Origin of the sequence: Vibrio sp. PID23_8 (assembly GCF_003584965.1) — a bacterium.
GTDB lineage: Bacteria > Pseudomonadota > Gammaproteobacteria > Enterobacterales > Vibrionaceae > Vibrio.
Map to the genome: position 1 here is coordinate 83753 of NZ_LIXE01000001.1, position 19661 is coordinate 103413.

The 19661-nt window shown below is 43.7% G+C and carries 15 protein-coding genes and 2 pseudogenes; 12 read left to right on the forward strand and 5 right to left on the reverse strand.

Annotated features, from left to right (window positions below):
* The first annotated feature begins 326 nt into the window (after positions 1-326).
* From trxB to cydC, 3 genes are all read left to right on the forward strand, one after another.
* Entirely contained in the window at positions 327-1283 is a 957-nt protein-coding gene (trxB, locus tag AK966_RS00365) for a thioredoxin-disulfide reductase (RefSeq protein ID WP_119463326.1), read from the forward strand.
* Positions 1284-1415: 132 nt separating this feature from the next.
* On the forward strand, positions 1416-3203 hold the full coding sequence (cydD, locus tag AK966_RS00370; protein ID WP_099078740.1) for a heme ABC transporter permease/ATP-binding protein CydD: 1788 nt from the start codon (positions 1416-1418) through the stop codon (positions 3201-3203).
* Entirely contained in the window at positions 3196-4917 is a 1722-nt protein-coding gene (gene cydC / locus AK966_RS00375) for a heme ABC transporter ATP-binding protein/permease CydC (RefSeq protein ID WP_119463327.1), read from the forward strand. Before cydD ends, cydC begins: the two co-directional genes overlap by 8 nt.
* 87 nt (positions 4918-5004) lie before the next feature.
* Here cydC and AK966_RS00380 read toward each other — a convergent pair.
* A pseudogene (locus AK966_RS00380) lies at positions 5005-5196 on the reverse strand (D-serine dehydratase); the annotation flags it as partial.
* Here AK966_RS00380 and AK966_RS00385 point away from each other — a divergent pair.
* Positions 5193-5377, forward strand: a pseudogene (locus tag AK966_RS00385) (IS3 family transposase); the annotation flags it as partial. The pseudogenes AK966_RS00380 and AK966_RS00385 sit on opposite strands and share 4 nt — an antisense overlap.
* 82 nt (positions 5378-5459) lie before the next feature.
* Here AK966_RS00385 and serC read toward each other — a convergent pair.
* Together serC and AK966_RS00395 are read right to left on the reverse strand one after the other, a co-directional pair.
* Entirely contained in the window at positions 5460-6554 is a 1095-nt protein-coding gene (serC, locus tag AK966_RS00390; protein ID WP_172438081.1) for a 3-phosphoserine/phosphohydroxythreonine transaminase, read from the reverse strand.
* 181 nt (positions 6555-6735) lie between these two features.
* Positions 6736-7998, reverse strand: a complete 1263-nt coding sequence (locus tag AK966_RS00395) for a DUF945 family protein (protein ID WP_119463328.1) — start codon at positions 7996-7998, stop codon at positions 6736-6738.
* Positions 7999-8183: 185 nt separating this feature from the next.
* Here AK966_RS00395 and AK966_RS00400 point away from each other — a divergent pair, with 185 nt between their 5' ends.
* The 3 genes from AK966_RS00400 (at position 8184) to AK966_RS00410 (ending at position 11366) form a co-directional block, all read left to right on the forward strand.
* Positions 8184-10124: an ATP-binding protein gene (locus AK966_RS00400; protein WP_119463329.1), complete on the forward strand. Its 1941-nt coding sequence runs from the start codon at positions 8184-8186 to the stop codon at positions 10122-10124.
* Positions 10121-10618 (forward strand): response regulator, encoded by a 498-nt coding sequence (locus tag AK966_RS00405; protein WP_099078735.1) that lies wholly within the window; start codon positions 10121-10123, stop codon positions 10616-10618. The genes AK966_RS00400 and AK966_RS00405 overlap by 4 nt, the downstream gene beginning before the upstream one ends.
* A gap of 199 nt (positions 10619-10817) precedes the next feature.
* Positions 10818-11366 (forward strand): hypothetical protein, encoded by a 549-nt coding sequence (locus tag AK966_RS00410; RefSeq protein WP_099078734.1) that lies wholly within the window; start codon positions 10818-10820, stop codon positions 11364-11366.
* Between the two features lie 262 nt (positions 11367-11628).
* On the opposite strand, the gene AK966_RS00415 is transcribed toward AK966_RS00410, so the two are convergent.
* Positions 11629-12216, reverse strand: a complete 588-nt coding sequence (locus AK966_RS00415; RefSeq protein WP_099078733.1) for a TfoX/Sxy family DNA transformation protein — start codon at positions 12214-12216, stop codon at positions 11629-11631.
* 370 nt (positions 12217-12586) lie between these two features.
* On the opposite strand from AK966_RS00415, the gene AK966_RS00425 reads away from it, so the two are divergent.
* The 5 genes from AK966_RS00425 (at position 12587) to AK966_RS00445 (ending at position 18110) form a co-directional block, all read left to right on the forward strand.
* A complete protein-coding gene (locus AK966_RS00425; RefSeq protein WP_099078732.1) occupies positions 12587-13507 on the forward strand; it encodes an HDOD domain-containing protein in 921 nt (306 codons plus the stop codon).
* Between the two features lie 102 nt (positions 13508-13609).
* Positions 13610-14515 (forward strand): lysine exporter LysO family protein, encoded by a 906-nt coding sequence (locus AK966_RS00430; protein ID WP_099078731.1) that lies wholly within the window; start codon positions 13610-13612, stop codon positions 14513-14515.
* A gap of 151 nt (positions 14516-14666) precedes the next feature.
* The gene (locus AK966_RS00435) at positions 14667-15179 is read left to right on the forward strand and encodes a hypothetical protein (RefSeq protein WP_099078730.1); all 513 of its coding nucleotides are present in this window, start codon (positions 14667-14669) and stop codon (positions 15177-15179) included.
* A 118-nt stretch (positions 15180-15297) separates the two neighbouring features.
* Entirely contained in the window at positions 15298-16944 is a 1647-nt protein-coding gene (panP, locus tag AK966_RS00440) for a pyridoxal-dependent aspartate 1-decarboxylase PanP (protein WP_099078729.1), read from the forward strand.
* A 311-nt stretch (positions 16945-17255) separates the two neighbouring features.
* On the forward strand, positions 17256-18110 hold the full coding sequence (locus AK966_RS00445) for a MurR/RpiR family transcriptional regulator (protein ID WP_099078728.1): 855 nt from the start codon (positions 17256-17258) through the stop codon (positions 18108-18110).
* A 48-nt stretch (positions 18111-18158) separates the two neighbouring features.
* Here the strand turns inward: AK966_RS00445 and AK966_RS00450 are convergent, their stop codons facing one another.
* Positions 18159-19391 (reverse strand): iron-containing alcohol dehydrogenase, encoded by a 1233-nt coding sequence (locus AK966_RS00450; RefSeq protein ID WP_119463330.1) that lies wholly within the window; start codon positions 19389-19391, stop codon positions 18159-18161.
* Between the last annotated feature and the right edge of the window lie 270 nt (positions 19392-19661).

Here is a 19661-nt window from a genome sequence, read left to right on the forward strand (position 1 = left end):
TTTAATTTACATTCTAGGATACGCAAACATTCTGCAATTACCAGAATTTGACGTTGATAGCTTCAACAAAACAGAAAAAATAATACTTAAAACCACCGAGTTATCACTTCGTAGTTTAAATGTTCAAAACGAGCCTAATGCAACATTTGAAACTAGAGTTCTCCACTATAAACAGAATTTTATTCTGCCCCGTACAGTTGCTCCACTATCACAAGCAAGTTCTAACCTATAACCAATAATTCGATCGGCTCTTTTCGTTTATGCTTTTAAAGCACTAAGAATTTCCATACAATCGAAAGAAATGTTCAGCCCTCTTTGGAGCCATAATGAGCGACGTAAAACACTGTAAACTATTAATTCTTGGTTCTGGTCCAGCAGGTTACACTGCGGCGGTATACGCAGCGCGTGCCAATCTAAACCCTGTGCTTGTGACGGGAATGCAACAAGGTGGCCAGCTAACCACAACAACAGAAGTAGAAAATTGGCCTGGCGACGCAGAAGGTCTAACTGGCCCTAGCTTGATGGAGCGCATGAAAGAACACGCAGAACGATTCGAAACAGAAATCGTGTTCGATCACATCAATGAAGTGGATCTGTCTCAACGTCCATTCCGCCTGAAAGGTGACTCTGGTAAGTACACTTGTGATGCGTTAATAATCTCTACAGGCGCATCAGCTAAATACCTAGGTCTTGAATCTGAGGAAGCATTTAAAGGTCGTGGTGTATCAGCGTGCGCAACCTGTGACGGTTTCTTCTACCGTAATCAAAAAGTGGCGGTTGTGGGTGGTGGTAATACTGCCGTTGAAGAAGCACTTTACCTATCTAACATTGCATCAGAAGTCCACCTAATCCACCGCCGTGACACTTTCCGTGCGGAGAAGATCCTTGTGAATCGTCTGATGGATAAAGTAGAAAGCGGCAACATCATTCTTCATACGGATCGAACTCTAGATGAAGTGCTAGGCGACGAAATGGGTGTTACTGGCGTCCGTATTAAAGATGTCAACAACGGTACAACGGAAGATTTAGAAGTGATGGGCGCATTCATTGCGATCGGTCACCAACCGAATACGCAAATCCTTGAAGGCCAAGTCGATATGAAAGATGGATACATCATCGTTAAGTCAGGCCTAGAAGGCAACGCGACGCAAACCAGTATTGAAGGTGTGTTTGCAGCTGGTGACGTTATGGACCACAACTACCGCCAAGCTATCACCTCCGCAGGTACTGGTTGTATGGCAGCACTTGATGCAGAGCGTTTCCTAGACGCTTTACCAGAATAACTGAACACAATCGGTATATTGACAAATAACTTTTCACATTTGTGTCATATCCTTATAGCCCAACGGTATTCCCGTTGGGTTTTCTTTTGTATACTACTGCCCCATTAAAACAATTATCATTAAACCTTCATAATGGATAAGAAAAAGCAAAGCAGCTTGAATAAGTGGCTTAAGCAACAAAGTAAACTGGCCAAGCGCTGGTTAATGATTGCAATAGGCCTAGGCGTACTATCAAGCGTGTTTTTATTGGCTCAAGCAGCCCTGCTCGCCTCCATTCTTCATCAGTTAATCATTGAGCATGTGGACAAAAGCGAACTCGTTTGGCATTTTGCTGGATTAGGTGCCACTGTAGTTGGACGCGCAGTCTGTGCTTGGGGGCGCGAAATTGCGGGGTACCGTTGCGGTGAACAGATCCGTGTGTATATTCGTCAACTGATTCTAGACAAAGTCCATCAACTCGGTCCGGCATACATCAAAGGCAAACCTGCCGGTAGCTGGGCAACACTGATCCTAGAGCAAGTCGAAGACATGCAAGATTTCTTTTCTCGCTACCTTCCTCAAATGTCGCTTTCTATATTAGTTCCTTTCGTCATCCTTGTGGTGGTATTTCCAATTAACTGGGTGGCTGGCTTAATCTTTCTAATCACGGCGCCGCTTGTGCCTATATTCATGGCGCTAGTTGGCATGAAAGCCGCAGACGCAAACCGCAAAAACTTCAAAGCACTACAGCGACTTTCTGGTCATTTCTACGACCGTCTGCAAGCCATGACGACGATCCGCTTGTTCGACCGTACAACATCAGAAACTGAAACATTGAAAGGCGCGTCAGAAGTGTTCCGTACTCGTACTATGGACGTGTTGAAGATTGCCTTCCTATCTTCTGCCGTGCTTGAGTTCTTCACTTCGATTTCGATTGCCATTACTGCGGTTTACTTCGGTTTCAGCTACATCGGTGAACTGAACTTCGGCTACTACGGAACTGGCGTGACGCTGTTCGCAGGTCTGTTTATTCTGATCCTTGCGCCTGAGTTTTACCAACCACTGCGAGACCTTGGTACTTTCTACCATGCGAAGCAGCAAGCGGTTGGCGCTGCAGAGAGCATCGTTGAGTTCTTAGATCTCGATGTAGACCAAGTTAAAAACGGCAGTAAAGTTGTTGAGCAAAACGCTCCGATTCATATAGAAGCCAATGATCTCGTTATCTTCAGCCCAGAAGGCAAACAGCTAGCAGGTCCCCTCACCTTCTCATTGAATGCCAACCAAAGTACAGCATTGGTCGGCCCAAGTGGTGCAGGTAAAACCAGCCTAGTAAACACTATTCTTGGCTTTATGCCATATAGCGGCAGCTTAAAGATCAACAACTGTGAATTGTCTGAACTTGATTTAGCCATATGGCGTAAGACGATCAGTTGGATTGGTCAGAATCCAATGCTTCTACATGGTAGCATTCGTGACAATGTCACGCTTGGTAAGCAAGATATTCAAGACAAACAAGTGCACTCGGTACTCAGTGACTCTCACGCCGCAGAGTTTGTAGAGATGCACGGTTTGGAATACCAAATCTCTGACCGCTCAGGTGGCTTGTCTGTGGGCCAGGCGCAACGCCTCGCGCTGGCTCGTGCAATGCTACAAAACGGTCGTTTTTGGCTATTAGACGAACCGATGGCAAGTTTGGATGCACGTAGCGAGAAACTTGTGATGGAAGGCATCGACAAATACACAGCGTCGACTACAAATTTGATGATCACTCATCAGCTGGCACCACTGCAGAATGTGTCTCAGATTTTGGTGATGCAACAAGGTCAAATCATTCAACGTGGTGACTACGCAACATTGGCGTCTCAAGAAGGTTTATTTAAAGAAATGTTGACGGCCAACTTAGCTCAACGTGAATCAGACAAGGGCAACTTAGATGCGTGATTTACTCCCTTATCTAAAACTGTATAAAAAGCATTGGTTTGGTTTGTCACTGGGTATGCTCCTAGCATTCCTAACACTAGCCGCTTCTATTGGTCTGCTAACGCTGTCAGGTTGGTTTATCTCTGCAGCTGCGGTTGCAGGCTTGACCATCGCTCGTGAAACCTTCAATTATATGCTTCCAGGAGCAGGTGTTCGTGGTGCAGCAATGGCACGTACGGCAGGTCGTTGGGGTGAGCGCGTTGTTAGCCACAACGCAACCTTCAAATTACTGACTGATTTACGTATCTTCTTCTTCAAGAAGCTTGCACCGTTGATCCCCGGTCGTGTTTCGACTTTGCGTGATGCGGATTTGCTAAACCGTCTGGTGGCGGATGTAGATGCAATGGACCATGTTTACTTACGTCTGATCAGCCCTGTGATTGTGGGCGTGTTTGGCATCTTGTCGCTAACCGCTGTGCTTGCTTTCTTTGACTGGCACCTTGCCCTATTACTTGGCGGTACTCTAACGGTAATGCTGCTAGTGTGGCCGGTATTGTTCTACAAACTTGGTAAGAATAACGGCGAACACCTGACTCAAAATAAAGCACAGTTACGAGTAGCAACACTGGACTGGCTTCAAGGTTACAGCGAACTGAGCCTATTTGGCGCAGAAGAACGCTACCGTAATGTGATTCTAAAGAAGCAAAAGCAGCTACTATCCAATCAATTCGTCAACGCTAACCTAACAGGTATGGCTTCTGGTCTGTTGATGCTAGCGAATGGTTTAACCTTAGTTGCTATGCTTTGGTTTGCTGCGGACGGTGTTGGTGGTCGTGCGCCAGATCCTTGGATTGCGCTATTTGCGTTTGCCACCATGGCGAGTTTTGAAATTCTGATGCCAATCGCAGGCGCTTTCCAATACCTTGGTCAAACATTGACTTCAGCACGTCGATTAAACGAAATCACCTTAGCTGAGCCAGACGTTGTCTTCCCAGAAGCATCAAAACATGTAGACCAACCACTGGATATTGAGTTCAACAAAGTTGATTTCACCTACCCTGATGGGCAGCAAAAAGTACTGAAAGATCTAACACTATCACTGCCACTAGGCTCAAAAACGGCGATTGTCGGTCAAACCGGTTCTGGTAAATCGACGCTTATTCAATTGCTTTGCCGCTACTGGGATGTAAACCAAGGTCAAGTGAGCATCGGTCGTGCGCCTCTACAAGATTGGAGCGAATCCGATCTGCGCGCAGCAATCACAGTAGTGAGTCAACGTGTTGATGTTCTTAATGGCACATTGCGTGACAACCTATTGCTTGCAGCCCCAGAAGCCACGGACGAACAACTGGCTGATATTCTTACGAAAGTAGATTTAACGAATCTATTAGACGAGCCGGGATTGAACGCTTGGTTAGGTGATGGCGGACGTCAACTGTCCGGTGGCGAAAAGCGTCGAATTGGTATTGCTCGTGCCCTATTGCGCGATGCCCCTATCCTACTTCTTGATGAACCAACCGAAGGCCTGGACAAACGCACTGAGCATACGGTAATGAAACTGTTCAAAGAGCACTTTGCGAACAAAACTGTGGTATTTATTACTCACCGTTTGATTGAGTTAGAAAGCATGGACAACATCTGTCTGATGGAGCAAGGCGAGATCATCGAACAAGGTAGCCACCTAGCTCTGCTTGCTCAGAAAGGGCGTTACCACCAGCTTTTTCAGTCTCTGTAATTTAGAGACTCAAATACACAAAGGGCTCATCCGCTCATGAGCCCTTTTCTTTTGCTCTCACTGTTCCCAAAGCAAGTGCAAAATCGATTATCGACCCGATTCTGCCAGGTAAGCCGACATTCCAGCCTCAGGCACCATAACGTCAACCGTAGCCCACACTAGGTGCGTCTCATTTTTCAATCTGTCTTCAGTAAGCACCATTCTCGCTTGGTACTCTTGGTCATTCGAAACATACACCGATCCAACCATACCAGCCAACTCGGAAGGCTCTAAGCGAATACCTGCTGGGCTTCACTGTTGTCCGTATAGCGAAGGTGTCCGGGGTTTCTCGAAGTGGGTTTTATTATGGATTAAGCTCCGTCATAAGGCTATTCAGCGCGAGGCAAATCGTCACGAGCTTGATACAAAGGTCAAAGAGGCTTTTGACAACAGTAAAGGTCGAGATGGCTCGATGCGCATCCACCCATTAGAAATTTACATCTATAGAAAAACAAAAAGCGCCGCAATTGCGACGCTTTAAAGGATTATATCACAGGTCGTGATTAAGCGTACTCTCGCTCAAATTCGCGCATGAAGTCAACCAAGGCTTGAACCCCCTCTAACGGCATTGCGTTGTAAATCGACGCGCGCATACCGCCGACTGCACGATGACCTTTTAACGCTTTCAAACCTTTTGCGTCTGCCAATTCTAAGAACGTAGCATCGAGCTCTGGTTTTGCTAGTTGAAAGGGTACGTTCATTAATGAACGATTTACCTTGTATACATTGTTACTATAGAAATCAGACTGATCGATGTAATCATAAATCAGTTGTGCTTTCTCACGATTCACCTGTTCCATCGCTTTGACACCACCCTGCCCTTTGAGCCATTTGAATACCAGCCCTGATAAATACCAAGCAAACGTTGGTGGCGTATTGAACATCGATTCTTTCTCTGCCAGTACCGTGTAATCTAGAATACTTGGCAGTACTTCTTTAGCTAAACCAAGTAGATCATCTCTAACAATGGCGATTGCAATACCCGATGGACCGATGTTCTTCTGCGCGCCAGCATAGATAACACCGTATTTAGAGACATCGATTTCTCGCGATAAGATGTTCGATGACATATCAGCAACGATTGGTTTGTCCGTTACCGGTAAATCATTGATTTCAACACCATCAATGGTTTCATTTGGACAAAAATGCACGTACGCCGCATCCGGAGAAATGTGCCACTCACTTGCAGGTAAAATCGCCACTTTACCTTCAATTTCAGTCTTAGCGTTGAATACATCTGGTTCACAGTATTTTTGGGCTTCTACAACCGCACTTTCTGCCCAGTATCCACCATCAATGTAAGTCGCTGTTTCCGCGTTACCTAATAGGTTTAGCGGCACAGCAGCGAATTGAGCTCGAGCACCACCCTGGCAAAACAGTACTTTATAGTTATCTGGAATGCTCAGAAGATCGCGCAAGTCTTGCTCAGCCTCTTCTGCAACCTTGATGAATTCTTTACTTCTGTGACTGATTTCCATCACTGAAGTACCCAGACCTTGCCAGTTAATTAGCTCCTTTTGTGCTTGCTGCATGACTGCTTTAGGCAGACCTGCTGGCCCTGCACTGAAGTTAAATACGTTGTCCGTATTTTGTTCCATGATGCTCATTGCTCCTGCTAAATAAAGATTACAAAGAAAGTAATATCACGTTTTTACAAGGATAAAAACAAGAAAAGAGGTCTTACGACCTCTTTTTAAAATGAAAAAGCTAAAACTCACTTTGTATACCCAAATGACCTTAAGATATCGATACTGCGATACGGGTGTGGGTAGCAATCCTCTACTGCATCAAAGCCGGCATGAGTAAGGCTATTAAAGAAAACTCTTGCCCATTTTCGAACTTCAACTTTCCGTCCGATATTTGTGCTTTCAACTCGTAACCGCTGTCAGTTTTTTCAATCAATTCCATCACCATTAACTCGTCAATACTCTCCTGAATGAATGGGTAAAGATCCACTAACTCATCAGAAAAATAGGTACTTAATGAGCCATTAGTCGCCGTCACGAGTTTCATTGGGTCCTGAGTAATATCAGTCGTTCCTTGAGGCACAGACAATTGCCATTCATTGCGGAACTTACCTTCACCAAACGCTAAAGACAGTTCGTTTACTGAAAGACGGAAACCTTTATCAAACAACGTATTAATATGAGGCAATAAACTTTTAATGTCTTGATCATCTAACAGGGGAGAACTTTGATATATCGACATTATTTGATCAAACGACTGACTATCTACATCAGCAATAGAGAAGTCCAGTTTAAAATCGTCTACTTGTGTCCCATCTGTCAGATGCATTTTCTTCGCGCTAATATTCAGATCGCTATTGAGCTTCTCACCCGCCTCATCTAACTTGGTATGACCACGATAGCTTGCATTCTCTATCACGAAAACCGGCACAAGTGTCGCATCAACCACATCCAACTTTTGTAACGTGAAAGTCTGCTCGCCTAACCAATACCCTTTTGCTTGCTTGCCTTTACCTTGTCCAGTTAAATTACTGAGGTGGAACTCTTCGCCATTCGCAAAATCGACTTGAACAGAAGGCACAGACACTTGATAGTTCAAATCACCTAACACGGTGACATCCCCTGTCACTTGTACTGGGCTAGTCGAGAAAGAAACGCCTTGTGCTTCATTCTGGTAACTCCAACTATCGAGATCAAGGGTAAATGCCGTGTTGCCATTAAGTTGAGTTTGGCTGTGCATAGTAAGAGGTAAGAAAGCGCTATCAACCAACGTGGAATCAGCCGTCAGACTGGTGAGGCCATGGCTTACCTTGCTAGTCACATCAAATGTTGTTGCCAACCCATCGCGCTCCAACTGTGTTTTTAACACGGGATCGACAACCGTATAGCGAGTCAGCACCAAAGATGAAAGGTAGCCACGATCGTATTTAACGATTTCCCCCTTAACTGTTCCATCATTCATATTGGCAATACCATCCTCAATGATGGATTGGCCAATTTGCCCAACCGCCAGCGGCCAACAAAGCGCAAGTACAACAGCACCACCGATTGCACCGATTTTTTTTAAATTTTCCATAATGTCACTTTTTAAGTATTTTTGTTCAGTCTAACCTAAACCTAAAGCGGATAAAACATTGAGACAAATCAGAGTATTGATGCTTACCCTAGCCCATTAGTCAAGAATAAAACCTAGCTCTCACTCATTAGCGCACTAAATTGGTATGGTAAATTTGCTAACTGATAACCGGAGCTCAAACACTCGTGAACCGCTACGCTGTATTGTGCCTTGATAATAACCCCAACAGTGCCGAGCAATTTCGATTGGAGCTGACCGCTTTTTCTAGCAAGTTTGATATCCTCTCTGCTGAATCAATAGAAGAAGCAACACTTGCATTAAAAGAGATAGAGCTACGCCAACAAACGGTCGCCCTCGTCATCGCGAGCCATCATGGCAATTTTAATAGCGTTGATTTTCTTATTGGACTTGACCGAGAGCCTCACACTAAACGGGCCCGAAAAATTCTGATCAGCTGTTCCTCAGACATTGACGCCATTCTAACTGCAGTTAACGAAGGCCGACTCGATCATTGTTTAACTAAGCCTCTTCCGGACAACGTGCTTCTCCAAACAGCACAAAAAGAACTGACGCAATTTATTCTGCGCTATGAAAAAGATGACTTACTCAACTACAGTCAAATTCTAGACCAGCACAAATTGTTGCGCGCTCACATCGAGCATCAAATGCACAACTACCAAGCTGGTTTTTTGAATGACTATCATGCCCTTTCCGACCATGATTTAACCGAGCAAGTTGTGAGTGCACTAGAGCACTTTTTCCAACAAAATGACGACACTAACGCCTGTCGCACCTATTCCCCTGAACACTTTCTGACCATTGAAGGAGAACCTAATTGTTTTCTGTGGTTCATTACCAAAGGTGAAGTGGCGCTTTATAAAAGGGATGAATTGGGGATGCAAAGAGAAGTGGTGCGTCATTCAAAAGGCAATATTGTAGGAGGTATGTCCTTTGTCACGGGGGAGAGATCCTTTTCAACGGCACTCACGCTAACTCAAACTGAAGTGATCAAACTTGATCGCAATGTTTTCCGGAAAGTGATGCAAAGCAACTCTAACCTATTGCCCCTATTCACTAACCTGCTGTTGCGCCACTTTAACCGGCGTCTCCAACGTAGTATCAATACAAAACTAAAATTGCAAAAAACCTTAGAGTCTTTGGAGTCTGCTCACCAGCAATTAATTGAACGTGAGAAGATGGCTATGCTTGGTCAGCTTGTTGCTGGCGTTGCCCATGAGCTAAACAACCCCATAGCTGCAATATTGCGGGGGGTAGAAAACCTCTCGTCGACCTTAGAACTCATACTTAACGCGCTCCCCTCCCAGGATATCCAGACCAAAGGCGTGGAATTATTGACCCGAGCAAAAAGTACAACTCCCACCTCAACGGCCGAACTAAGAAAGAGAGTAAAGCAACTGACTCCTGCACTCCCAAATAGGACATTAGCCAAAAAAATGGTGAATTTAGGTCTGGAACGAGACTTAGAGCTCATCTCTCAATTAAAACGCCAAAAAACGGACACTTTACAAACACTCGGCACACTGGATCACTATCACCAGGCTGGCGTATCACTACGTTCTATTCATGTTTGTGCCGCTAGAATCGCCGATATGGTCAAAAGCTTGAAAGGTTATGCCCGCTCGGATGATGAGAGCTTGCACTACGCAGACTTACATGAAGGTATCGAAGATACGCTAGTGATATTTGAGAATAAGCTCAAGATGCACCATGTCACCACTGACTATGCCGAGCTTCCCTATACACTTTGTCAACCAGTCGCATTGCAACAAGTTTGGACGAACTTAATTTCCAATGCCATTGATGCATTCCCTGAAAAAGGGACACTCGCGATTCAATCAAAATTAGCCACAAAAAACCATCAAACCTACGCAGTAATTTCATTTAAAGATAATGGCAGCGGTATTCCAGAATCACAACAACAAGCCATTTTTGAACTCAATTTTACAACAAAAAAAGAAGGTAACTTCGGCCTAGGTATAGGACTGTCTATCTGTCAGCAAATCGTTGCGAGCCACAAAGGCTGGATAGAAGTGGAATCGGAAGTCGGCCACTTCACTTGCATGACAGTCTGGTTACCTATCATACGAGAAGGAAATGAAGAATGACTAAATATCTGATTTTATGCGTGGATGACGAAAGAGAGGTCTTGGACAGTGTCCTTCAAGATTTGATCCCATTCGAAGATAACTTTGTTGTAGAAGGCGCGCAGTCGGTTACGGAAGCGAAGCAAGTTATCGAAGAACTGGCGGAAGATGGTGTTCAGCTCGCGCTTATTCTTTGCGATCACATCATGCCAGAACAAACGGGTATCAGCTTTTTAATTGAACTTAGTCAAAATAGTCATACTAAAGCGGCACGCAAACTCCTCCTCACCGGACAAGCAGACTTGGAAGACACGGTAGAGGCGGTAAACCACGCGAGTCTAGACTACTACATTGCCAAACCTTGGACAGGCAAAGAGTTAAGAGAAACTCTCGTCGCTCAGCTCACTACATTTATGATTGAGAATGACGAGGATCTATTATCGTGGACCACCATTCTTGATTCTGAAACCATCTTAAATGCAATGGCAGCAAGACGGAGTAGCTTTGGCGAATGACGGATAATTAAATCTATCACCTTAACATCGCGGCACGATTTTTGCTCAGAAACTAGCACAATGGCATCATTTGACAAAACATCGACATATTTTTAATGGTCGTAGACCATGGTTTTTATTATGATGTCGAATAAATTAGAATATGGTTCAAGTGGTTACTTGAATCCATGGAAACATTGAACAAGGTTTATCGTTAGTTATGCGTAAAACATTATTAGCCACAGCCCTTTTGTTGGCATCAAGCCACGCGCTTGCCGCAAACGATCGCAACGCCCCGGCAACCATGAGCAACTTTAGCTACGACTACTTCGAAGCAAGAATTGGTGCAAGCCCTTTAACATTTGGTGCTGGTTTTAGTAAATCAATTCACCCAAACGCGCACATCATCGCTCGTATTGACTCTGAGTTCGAAAGCGATTTCGATTCTGCCGCAGGTTTTGGTTTCCACTCACCACTCAATAACTGGGCAGATCTAACTGGTGCAATGCTGATGCGGGTTGTACAACCATCCTCTTCTAGTAGTACTGACGTTGGTATGGAACTTAACCTAGGAGTGCGCCAATGGCTTGGGCCTCAACTAGAAGTAGGCGGAAAAGTGGGTTACGTGTCTATTGACAATGACGATGATTGGATGGGTTCTGCTTACGCACGTTTCCACTCTACAGAGCTATTTTCTCTAGGTGCTGAAGCGCGTATCAACGACTTCTATGGTGATCAGGTAATGTTCACTACCCGTTTCAAGTTTTAAGCATTAGAACTAAACATAAAAACCGAGGGTAATGCCTCGGTTTTTTATTTTGAGATAACGAACTCGACGAAGTAGTCAAAGCATCCATTTCCCTTCGTCCGCTTTCAATTCTCTCTTTTATGACTCACCTACTTCATCCTAAACGAGTCAATCGTCATAAACGCTATATGCCCAAGTGACTCCAAGATATAAGATTCAGAGCGCGTTGCCTCAACTCGTATACATCGTTAACCAGTTTTATTTAAAACCACTTCGGTATCGTTTATTCACACATAGCCAGAAGTTGCTTCTTGCGCGGCTCTTGGATTAATTTCCAATGCACACCGTCAACCGCACCGGCAAACTTCCATAAAAGCTTCACATCAACATCACTACCGTATGCCGCTTTCACTTTATTAAATGTTTCTACTGGTCCGATTGACAAAAACGTATCAACATCATCAATACCCGCTTTCTTGACCATGCGTTCAAGAGTGAGTTGCATGTTTGGTAAATCACGCAAGCGTCTGCTTTCAGAAGACTTCTGGTACTTTCGCTCTTTAATTGAGCAATCTATCGATTTTTGTAATAGAGCATCCAATCCCGAAAATTCCGAATCAAAAAGCTCGGTTACATCATAATAATTTACCGTTGCCGTCGTTTGTTTTTTGACGTGCTTATATTTTTCGCAGTTCAGTTGAGTAAATTCTTTGTCTAAGCCATTTCCACCACGTAAATAACAACTATCGTTACTTACTAGAGCAAACATGGCATCATTACTAAACAAACCTATTCCGCCGAACATTGAGCGTTTCTGATACTTACTAAAATTACTTACATAGTTAAAAAAAGCTTGGTCTGTCATGTCCATTGACCTCTTTAATCTGAATAAATTACCCCGATTAGCGATGTCACCAGATAAACAGCAGCTTGTTGCGAATAAAAAAATGTCGATATGTTGGCGATATTTATGTGAATTGTGCTTACCAACTAAGTCAATCATACTTAACGTTAAAAAATAAGTTAGGATCTCCGTCACAGATGCCAAATCACAAACTCAATACATGTGACGAAAATCACACCAGTGACAATTAGAACGCTATTTTTTTGACGGTTCACGTATCAATAATCACATAATCATATGCTAAACGTGAAAACTATCGTTATCGATTGCGCATTTGATTGAAAAGTCACACGCTGTGGATGTAAAATGTATGAAAGCTCTCTAGCACAATATTCTAATGGAACATTTATCATTTTTTTGGCTGCCAAATAATAAAGACAAGCTCATAAAAGCACTGGAGTCAGAGTTCGCTCAGTTAGTAGAGCAATCGATTTCTACAGGGAAAATTTCTCTCCCTCCCATCCCTGATGTCGTCTTAAAAATTCAAACACTTTGTACCGATGAAAGTACAACTATTGTTGAAATTGCTAACGCACTTTTAGAAGACCCTGGTCTTGCAGCTGTAGTTATTCGAGTTGCCAATTCCGTGATGTTCAATCGTCGCAATATCACATGTACGGACTTGACGACTGCCGTTTCGCGCCTTGGAATTCTTCGAGTAAGGGACATCGTAACCGCTCAATCGATTGAGCAGCTCAAACATTCCGTTAATCTCACTAAAGAGTGTAACGCTATATTGATGAAAAGTGCTGCGGTTTCACGAGAGCTTGGTGCCACCATGGTACTGGTGGCTCAAGAGTTTCGTAAACATGAGCCTGACACTTATGGGCACCTTGAACAAGAAAAGGCATTACTGGTCGGTTTATTAGCGGATATAGGCTTATTCTGCTTAATTAGCGAATACCACCTTTACTTGGATAAAGGGAATTACCTCGACGCTGATATTGCTTTGCAAATTTTCCAAACTCGTTGCTCAGCGACCAGTAAACTGGTTTTGGAAAGTTGGGGGTTTGATAATGACTTTAGAGAAGTCTCATCGAATGAAAAGTATCAAGAAATCAGACCTGATGTTAGCTATTTAGACATCGCGCGAATTGCCAATCACTTGCTGATGTTCCGCAGTCAAGATGAGCGAATTGAAGACCACGAAGTCGAATTTAATGTCACTGGCGCTGAAGTTTTGTTTGATTTAAGCAACATGAATGACACGCTCTTCAAAAATAAAATCAACGACGTTCTACGTACCAGCGGTCTCTAATTATTACATCAACAATACACAGTCACGTAAAATCTAATGCCCCGTCATCATGCATGAGGGTTTAATTTACTCGACTTGCCTCATAAGGAATGCTTGAGCTTTATGTTTTCAGGGATGTTATTTATCTTCGCCCCACTTGTTGTGGGGTATTTAATACCAATTTCTCGTGCTTCTATTCTTGAGAAAATAAATCAATCAACGTCGTACCTCATTTATGTCATATTGTCTTTAATGGGCTTGAGCTTAGCGGCATTAGACAACCTAGGCAGTAATTTACAGACCATTTTACTTTATGCTGGTACCTTTTTTGTCTGCTTGAGCCTATGTAACCTATGCGCTTTACCTATCGTTGATAAATTGCTTCCATTGCAGACCGATCAATCTCAAAAAAATCTTCCTTTATCTTCAATGGTGCTGGAATCCTGTAAGCTCATTATCGTTGTCGGCGGAGGATTAGTACTTGGCCTTCTCTTGCCGATAGGGCTTTCTTGGGTAGACACCGCCAGTGAATGGATTTTATTTCTCCTCCTGTTTTTTATTGGCATTCAGCTACGCAACAGTGGCCTCACATTAAGACAAATCTTGCTTAATAAACAAGGAATGGCGATTGCTAGCATCATAATTGCCACTTGTATGATAGGCGGAGCAATGGCTTCTGTTTTTCTTGATATACCTTTGTATAAAGCGCTTGCGATGTCTTCAGGATTTGGTTGGTATTCACTCGCTGGCATTTTGATGGGTGATGCTTTTGGGCCTGTTTTCGGTGGTGCGTCATTCTTAATCGAATTGATGCGTGAATTAGTTGCGCTCGTGGCAATTCCACTATTTATTCGTCGTTACCCTTGCACCGCCATTGGCTATGCTGGCGCTACTGCAATGGACTTCACTCTACCCGTGATTCAAACCACAGGAGGGGTTCGTTGTGTGCCTGTTGCGATTGTTAGCGGCTTTATCCTAAGCCTACTTGTTCCTGTCATGATGCTTTTCTTTGTATCACTTGCTAGCTAGATCTCAGGAATACTCGTTAACATCCATTACAATACGGCAAAAATTACGCCACCTGAGCAACCTAATATCGCGTGTAAGCTTGCAAATATAGTCATTATCACTAACCTTGCATATCGATGCTATTCAGGTAGAACAAACAGAAGGAATAACAATGAAACGCTTTGTCGTTGCCGCGTTACTGGCTACCAGCTCAACTTTAACTTTTGCTGCAGATCAACAATGCCTGTCTAACAAATATGACGGTTATGTTGGTGCTTCATTGCAGTGGTATCAGGATCTTGTCGACTTGACTGTCTCTCAGTACCCAGAATTGGTCGAAGTAAGCCAATGGTTTTTGGAAGGTCGAAAACACCATTTCGAATTAAATCGAGAAGCCGTTCATTATTTCCTCAAAAATGAGCCAAGCCGCGTTGCCACCGAGCAACCAATCGAAGCATGGCTAAAACTTGAACAACATGATGTCAAGCAACTGGCAACTCGTAGCGACAAGCTGGGAGACGTTGCAAAACGAACTTTCAATGATCGCCAGTCTACCAATCATCCAAAAAACTACGAACTTCGTTCAGCATTTGCGGACTTACTCAGCCACCCAAAACAGATTGATACTGCACTGAACAAATACAATCAATCAATTATTAAAATTGAACAGCAGAAGTGCAATTAACTTCCCTAGAGATTCCATTTAGGCAACATTCATTTCAATAATAAAAACGGGACATTGCGCCCGTTTTGGTTTAGATTGTACCGCTCGCATTACCAAATAACTACAAAGATTCTTTGCTATGGTTAAGGAACAAAAAACCGCTGACGTTAGCCTCGAGAGCTTGCTAAAGATCTTCACAATTCCTGAAGGTCCAGACTCTACGTTGACAAAAATAGAACTAAGTCTCTCGCAAAACTTAAACCAGTTTCTTCGCGAACACATCGTGGCAGAAGAAAAGCCTTTACATGAAATAGAGAAAGACTTTTCTTCTGCTCAGATCCCGGAACAACCAGAATTCGTTTCTGCCCATACTGAACATCTGCTCGATACTTTAGTTTCCCACTCGGTTCATACTTCGGCACCTAGCTTTATCGGTCACATGACATCGGCACTGCCTTACTTCTTAATGCCGCTTTCTAAGATCATGATAGCGTTGAACCAAAACTTAGTAAAAATCGAGACATCTAAAGCCTTCACGCCGTTGGAGCGTCAGGTGTTAGGTATGCTACATCGTCTTATCTATGCGCAAAACGACGATTTCTATAGCAAGTGGATGCACAGCGCAAATCACTCACTTGGTGCGTTTTGTTCTGGGGGAACGATTGCTAACATAACCGCACTTTGGGTGGCTCGTAACAAAGCACTCAAAGCCGATGGTTCATTTAAAGGTGTTGAGAAAGAAGGCCTGTTTAAAGCCATGAAGCATTATGGCTACGACGGTTTAGCGATTCTTGTATCTGAGCGAGGCCACTACTCTCTGAAAAAAGCAGCGGATGTATTGGGCCTTGGTCAGGATGGCTTAGTTGCTGTTAAGACTGACGCAAATAACCGCATTATTGTTGACGATCTGAAGGCCAAGATTGGAGAGTTAGAAAAACAAAACATCAAACCATTTGCGGTTGTTGGTGTGGCCGGTACCACAGAAACGGGTAATGTTGACCCTCTTCCTCAAATCGCACAAGTTTGCGAAGAGCATAATTGCCATTTCCACGTTGATGCTGCGTGGGGTGGTGCGACGTTGATGTCGAATCATTACCGTCAGCTACTTGATGGCGTTGAGTTAGCAGACTCGGTAACAATAGATGCCCACAAGCAGCTCTATATACCTATGGGTGCTGGAATGGTGCTTTTCAAAGATCCCGATGCAATGAAATCGGTAGAGCATCACGCGCAATATATTCTGCGTAAAGGTTCAAAAGACCTAGGCAGTCATACGCTTGAAGGCTCACGCTCGGGAATGGCCATGCTAGTTTATGCAGCAATGCACATCATCAGCCGTCCAGGCTATGAACTGCTAATAGACCAAAGTATTGAGAAAGCACGTTACTTTGCAGATCTAATCAAACAGCAAGATGATTTTGAACTGGTCTCGGACCCAGAGCTTTGTTTACTGACCTACCGCTATTTACCAGCAAATATGCGCGCGGCACTAGAAAAAGCACAAGGCGCACAAAAACAAAAACTCAACGAGTTGATCAACCAACTCACACAGTTTATTCAGAAGCGTCAACGTGAAACGGGCAAGTCATTTGTGTCTCGTACTCGATTAAACCCAGCCCAATGGCAACGTATGGATACCATCGTATTTCGCGTCGTCTTAGCTAACCCATTGACTACCAAAGACATTCTTAACTCGGTGCTTGAAGAGCAAAGAGAAATTGCTCTGCAAACACCGAGTTTAATGACAAAAATTGAAGATACTGTCCACGACATTTTCAATTCTTAACCTTCTGTGTGAGTTACACCAATTTGAAAATTTCTTTCGTTTTTGGTGTAACTCAAACATCAATACTGTGCTACTAAGAGTACAAAGGCACGATCTCACATTCAATTCTGTATTTTATTGAACATTTTGTTTGAGGTTTGTCAAATTCTCGCTAAATAGTAACCGTATTTGTTTTAGCCAGATTGTGGTTCAGGTTTATACTGGTTTTATGGCGCTGGTCGCTTTTGTTAACGCCTCTCTCGACCTAGATACGATGATGTATCCACTGTTAACAGAACCAGCGAGTTGTTCTCTATACCCTCGTGAACACTATGAATACATTAGAAAAAATTCAAAAAAATCTGGAGAATTTCAGTAAATCAGAGCGCAAAGTCGCAGAAGTGATTATGGCGTCTCCACAAACTGCGATTCATTCGAGCATTGCCACGTTAGCTAAAATGGCGGACGTGAGTGAGCCAACCGTTAACCGTTTCTGCCGTCGTCTGGATACCAAAGGTTTTCCAGATTTTAAACTCCACCTTGCACAAAGCCTTGCGAATGGGACACCTTACGTTAACCGTAACGTTGAAGAAAGCGATGGTCCCGATGCTTACACGCATAAAATTTTCGAATCCACAATGGCGTGTTTGGATGTAGCCAAAAATAGCTTAGATGCAATGCAAGTGAATCGAGCTGTAGACCTATTGACGCAAGCAAAACGAATCTCATTTTTTGGTCTAGGTGCCTCTTCTTCGGTCGCTCGTGATGCTCAAAACAAGTTTATTCGCTTTAACATTCCAATCACCTGTTTTGAAGACATTGTGATGCAAAGAATGAGCTGTATTAATTGCAGTGACAACGATGTGGTCGTACTTATTTCGCATACAGGCAGAACAAAGAGCCAAGTAGAGATTGCGAACCTTGCTCGTGAAAACGGAGCGACAGTCATCGCAATTACAGCAAAAGATTCGCCGTTGGAAAAAGCAAGCTCGTTAGCTATTACCCTAGATGTCCCTGAGGACACCGACGTTTACATGCCAATGGCAAGCCGCGTAGTTCAGATGACGGTAATCGATGTGTTGGCCACTGGCTTTACGCTACGTCGCGGAGCTGGGTTCCGGGAAAACCTAAAGCGTGTAAAGGACGCATTGAAAGACAGTCGCTACGACAAGCTCAGTCAATATTAATACCTAAAAACAAAGGGAGCCATTGAGTTCCCTTTGTTTTTGATAAGGTTAAACGCTGGATAAATCCGACTTTGATTCCAGCACTTCAACTGTACTTTTTTGATGTTCAGGTGCAGCAAAGCATTCGCCACTGCAATCACATACCTGACGTAAGATATACACCAACCTCTCTTGATTAAGTGGCAGCGGGTTACCTTTTATTGCCACCGACTTAAGGGCATCCTCGGCCACTTGCTCAAAAGAAGTTTGGCAGACTCCATACTTACCGAGTTGGGGTAACTCTAGCTTATCAGAGACCATTTTCACCCACAGTACGCCATCATATTCATTCGCATTTGCCCTCTCGGTAACGATTTGAGCCAATTTCTTATAGCGGCTCACGACATCTGATCTTCCTGCTTTCTTAGCCGCATTGATATTTTCTTGCATCACGTGTGGCGCTAATCTTGCGGTTATCACGCTATGCGGAGCGTCGAGTTTCCCTCCTAACGCAGATGCTAATCCATGAGCCGCTCCCAACTTAGCATTGGTAATCGCCATACCACCGAGCAAAGCGGCAAAAGATAAGTCAGAACGAGCCTTATGGTTGTCCTGTTTACAACCTGCAATCACCGAACGGCTCAAACGCCTTAAGCCCTCCTCACACACCATATCGGTCAATGGATTCGGATCACCACAAACATAAGCCTCCATCAAGTGTGTAAAAGCATCCATTGCTCCCCGACCAGAAGTATATTGATCGGTACCATAGGTTAACGTTGGATCAACAATCGCTGTGTCTGCAAGCATATCAGGGCTTCTTAGACTAACTTTCACTTGGTCTTGCCCGGATTTAAGTACTGCATTTCGTGTCACTTCCGAACCTGTGCTTGCCGTCGTAGGAATTGCGATAAAAGGTATCGGTTTCGCTTTTAGTGGTACGTTTCGTCCAACCACTTCAACATAATCATAAACATCGCCTTGATTAGGGATAACGGCTGCAAGCGCCTTCCCCATATCAATCACGCTCCCCCCACCTATAGCAGCAACCATATCGGGTTTAAACTTCCTTCCTATAACAGCGGTCTCTTCAACCATCGTTATATTAGGTTCTCCACAAATTGCGACATGTTGATAACGCATATTCTGCGCTTTGAGATAATTAATGATTGGTTTTGCTCTTTGCTTATCTTTTCCTGTGACAAGCAAAACACTATAGCCATATTGGTTGATTACTGACAACGAAGACTGTAGCGCTCCTTCACCAAAGATAATCTTTGTCGCAGTCATAAACTGAAACATACGCACCTCCCCCAAAAACACTTAACTATAGAGTGCTATGTATTGAGCAAAAAAAAGTTGACCAAGTGCACCTTGCAACCATTAACCCTATTTAATGTGTGTTTTTATGGGACGCCTCACAGAGTCAAAATAGACTATAACCGCTCATCTTATGCTTGCTTTTAATTCACTTGTGTATGAAATCTATACGATAGATTTTACCTATCGAATCAACAGGCAATTGCTGCTTTATTTCCGCTTCGGGATAAGGCATAGTTGTCCCAAGAAACG

Excerpts from the sequence above, each read along its gene's own strand:
- trxB (WP_119463326.1), top strand. The coding sequence starts at position 327 with ATGAGCGACGTAAAACACTGTAAACTATTAATTCTTGGTTCTGGTCCA.
- cydD (WP_099078740.1), top strand. The coding sequence starts at position 1,416 with ATGGATAAGAAAAAGCAAAGCAGCTTGAATAAGTGGCTTAAGCAACAA.
- cydC (WP_119463327.1), top strand. The coding sequence starts at position 3,196 with ATGCGTGATTTACTCCCTTATCTAAAACTGTATAAAAAGCATTGGTTT.
- serC (WP_172438081.1), bottom strand. The coding sequence starts at position 6,554 with ATGGAACAAAATACGGACAACGTATTTAACTTCAGTGCAGGGCCAGCA.
- AK966_RS00395 (WP_119463328.1), bottom strand. The coding sequence starts at position 7,998 with ATGGAAAATTTAAAAAAAATCGGTGCAATCGGTGGTGCTGTTGTACTT.
- AK966_RS00405 (WP_099078735.1), top strand. The coding sequence starts at position 10,121 with ATGACTAAATATCTGATTTTATGCGTGGATGACGAAAGAGAGGTCTTG.
- AK966_RS00410 (WP_099078734.1), top strand. The coding sequence starts at position 10,818 with ATGCGTAAAACATTATTAGCCACAGCCCTTTTGTTGGCATCAAGCCAC.
- AK966_RS00415 (WP_099078733.1), bottom strand. The coding sequence starts at position 12,216 with ATGGACATGACAGACCAAGCTTTTTTTAACTATGTAAGTAATTTTAGT.
- AK966_RS00425 (WP_099078732.1), top strand. The coding sequence starts at position 12,587 with ATGGAACATTTATCATTTTTTTGGCTGCCAAATAATAAAGACAAGCTC.
- AK966_RS00430 (WP_099078731.1), top strand. The coding sequence starts at position 13,610 with ATGTTTTCAGGGATGTTATTTATCTTCGCCCCACTTGTTGTGGGGTAT.
- AK966_RS00435 (WP_099078730.1), top strand. The coding sequence starts at position 14,667 with ATGAAACGCTTTGTCGTTGCCGCGTTACTGGCTACCAGCTCAACTTTA.
- panP (WP_099078729.1), top strand. The coding sequence starts at position 15,298 with ATGGTTAAGGAACAAAAAACCGCTGACGTTAGCCTCGAGAGCTTGCTA.
- AK966_RS00445 (WP_099078728.1), top strand. The coding sequence starts at position 17,256 with ATGAATACATTAGAAAAAATTCAAAAAAATCTGGAGAATTTCAGTAAA.
- AK966_RS00450 (WP_119463330.1), bottom strand. The coding sequence starts at position 19,391 with ATGTTTCAGTTTATGACTGCGACAAAGATTATCTTTGGTGAAGGAGCG.